Here is a 2,713-nt window from a genome sequence, read left to right on the forward strand (position 1 = left end):
GGCCGAGGCCGTCGCAGGCCGCGAGCCCGGCGCGCTGGTGCTGGCGGCCGACACGGTCGTCGCCTGCGGGCGGCGCATTCTGCCCAAGGCCGAGAGTGAGGCGGAGGCGGCAAGCTGCCTTGCGCTCCTTTCCGGCCGGGCCCACCGCGTCTATACGGCGGTCGTGCTCGTCCATCCCGACGGGCGGCAGGCCGAGCGGGTCAGCCAGACGCGGGTGACCTTCAAGCGCCTTTCGGCTGCCGAGATCGAAGCCTATCTCGCCTCCGGCGAGTGGCGCGGCAAGGCGGGCGGATATGCCGTTCAGGGCAGGGCGGCGGCCTTTGTCCGCTCGCTGACCGGTTCCTATTCGGGCGTGGTGGGCCTGCCCCTCTTCGAGACGGCGTCGCTCATTTCCGGCGCCGCCCCCGCTCTCTACCCAGGCCGCTGACAAGAGTGTTAGAGTAGCTGCCGGTCGAATGAGAGCTTGATTGATCCGGCGCGCCCGAAGAAAGCGCCGGCGGTCGCAAGGGATTGCATGTCCGAGGAAGTGCTGATCAATGTTGGGCCCGGCGAGACGCGCGTAGCGATCGTCGAGAGCGGACGCCCCGTGGAGCTCATTCTCGAGCGCACCATGGAGGACGACCTCAAGGCCAAGACGGGGCGCGCGGGACATTCGCTTCTCGGGAACATCTTTCTCGGCCGCGTCCAGCGCGTGCTGCCCGGCATGCAGGCGGCCTTTGTCGATATCGGCCTCGAGCGGGCGGGATTTCTCGGCGCGCGCGAGGCGCGCTGCCTGTGCGAGCTGACCCATCTCGACGAAGGGATCTTGCCGCCGATCAGCGCCTGCGTGACCGAGGGACAGACGATCCTCGTTCAGGCGACGAAAGACCCGATCGGCGACAAGGGTGCGCGGCTTTCGGCCAATGTCACCATTCCCGGCCGTCTTCTTGTGCTGGTGCCGAACCAGTCGGGCGTCGCGCTGTCGCGCCGCATCGAGGATGAGGACGAACGCGCCCGGCTGACGGCGCTGGTGGAGGAGATGGTCGCCCGCTTCGGCTCCATGGGCGTCACGGGCGAGCCTGCGGGCTTCATCGTGCGCACGGCGGCGATCGGCGCCACGGTCGATGACATTGCCGCCGATGCGCGCACGCTCGCCGAGGAATGGCGCAAGCTGCGCGAGATCGAGAAACGCTCGAGCGCGCCCTGCGTCGTCTTTCACGATCTCGACCCCGTGTCGAAGACGCTGCGCGACTATGTGAGCACCGAGACCGATCGCGTGCTCATCGACGATGCCGAAGCCTTTGGCGAGGCGCAGCGCTATGCGCGCCGCGTGATGCCCGAACTCATCGACCGCATCCAGCTTTTCAATGGGCCCGGCCCGCTCTTCTCTCTCTACGACATAGAGGGCGAGATCGAGCAGGCGCTGGAGCCGCGCGTGGAGCTGAAATCCGGCGGCTGGATCACGGTGGAGACGACCGAGGCGCTGACCGCGATCGACGTCAATTCGGGCCGCTATACGGCCGCGACGGGGCTCGAGGAAACGAGCGTCAAGATCAACCTCGAAGCGGTGGATGAGATCGCCTATCAGCTCCGCCTGCGCGGCACCGGTGGGCTCATCGTCATCGACTTCATTCATCTGAACGATCCGGCGAACATCCGGAAGGTTCTCGACGCGCTCAACGACAATTTCGCGCATGACCGCGTGCCAACGCAGATTTCCGGCATGTCGGAATTCGGCCTCGTCGAAATGACGCGCAAGCGCGTGCGCGAGCCGCTGAACAAGCTTCTCACCGAGCCCGCCTATGCCAATGGCCGCCCGCGCCGCAAGACCTGCGCGACGGTGGCCAACGAGCTTCTGCGCAAGGTAGCGAGCGAGGCGCAGGCCTCGCCCGGCCGCGCCATCGTCGCGCGCGCCGCGCCCGAGGTGATCGACTGGCTCGAGCGCGGAAACGCCTATCTCATCGACAGGCTGCGCGCGAAGATCGCGGTCAATCTGAGCCTCGTCGCCGAGCCCGTCTTCACGCGAGAGCGCATCGACGTGGGGGCCGTCCAGGCATGAGCGGGCAGGGCGGAGCGAAGGCGGCGGGCGGCAAGGTGGTGCCGCTGCGCGCATCGAGGCCGTGCCCCATCTGCGGCAAGAAATCGGTGCCGGACTTCCACCCCTTCTGCTCGAAGCACTGCGCCGATGTCGATCTCAATCGCTGGCTGAAGGGGGCTTACGCGATCCCCGCCGTCGAGCCGCCCGATGAATGGGACGAGGGCGCGGGGCGGGGCGACGGCGAGGAGGAGTGAGCCTCCCAAGCCCCTCTGGCGCCAATGTTTTTATCCCGCCCGGCGCCTTTCCTCGGCACTGGACAGACCCCACCCAATCTCTTATAACCCGCGAGCCTCGCCGCCCGGGCTCGCCCCGGCCGGAGCGCCGCCCAGGTAGCTCAGTTGGTAGAGCATGCGACTGAAAATCGCAGTGTCGGTGGTTCGATTCCGCCCCTGGGCACCACCTCCCCTTCATTTCATCTTAAAAATCAAGAATTTAGGTGCAGAATTTGTCGCACCTCGCGCGGCCGTGACGAAAGGTGCGACAATTCATTCGTCCTCACTGAGCTTTTTCATGGCCGATTTTGCGAGGATTTTCCGTCGTGCGGCTGCCGTGTAGCGTTCGACTTCTTTCAGAGTCGTGTGTCCGGTAATGGCCATGATTTCTTGCGTCGAGCAGCCGAGTTCTGCAAGGCGCGAG

At 66.2% G+C, this 2,713-nt stretch carries 3 protein-coding genes and 1 tRNA gene; all 4 read left to right on the forward strand.

Annotated elements, in window-relative coordinates:
- A partial coding sequence (locus WBG82_RS10255; protein WP_424424433.1) for a Maf family protein occupies positions 1-427 on the forward strand: 427 nt, incomplete at its 5' end.
- A gap of 87 nt (positions 428-514) precedes the next feature.
- Positions 515-2,038 carry an Rne/Rng family ribonuclease gene (locus WBG82_RS10260; protein ID WP_424424434.1) on the forward strand — a complete coding sequence of 508 codons (1,524 nt, stop codon included), beginning with the start codon at positions 515-517 and terminating at the stop codon, positions 2,036-2,038.
- The gene (gene yacG / locus WBG82_RS10265; RefSeq protein ID WP_424424435.1) at positions 2,035-2,271 is read left to right on the forward strand and encodes a DNA gyrase inhibitor YacG; all 237 of its coding nucleotides are present in this window, start codon (positions 2,035-2,037) and stop codon (positions 2,269-2,271) included. The genes WBG82_RS10260 and yacG overlap by 4 nt, the downstream gene beginning before the upstream one ends.
- 129 nt (positions 2,272-2,400) lie before the next feature.
- Positions 2,401-2,476 (forward strand) — tRNA-Phe (locus tag WBG82_RS10270).
- The last annotated feature ends 237 nt before the right edge of the window (positions 2,477-2,713 follow it).

Source organism: Parvibaculum sp., assembly GCF_049671045.1.
In the GTDB taxonomy this organism is placed as follows: Bacteria; Pseudomonadota; Alphaproteobacteria; order Parvibaculales; family Parvibaculaceae; genus Parvibaculum.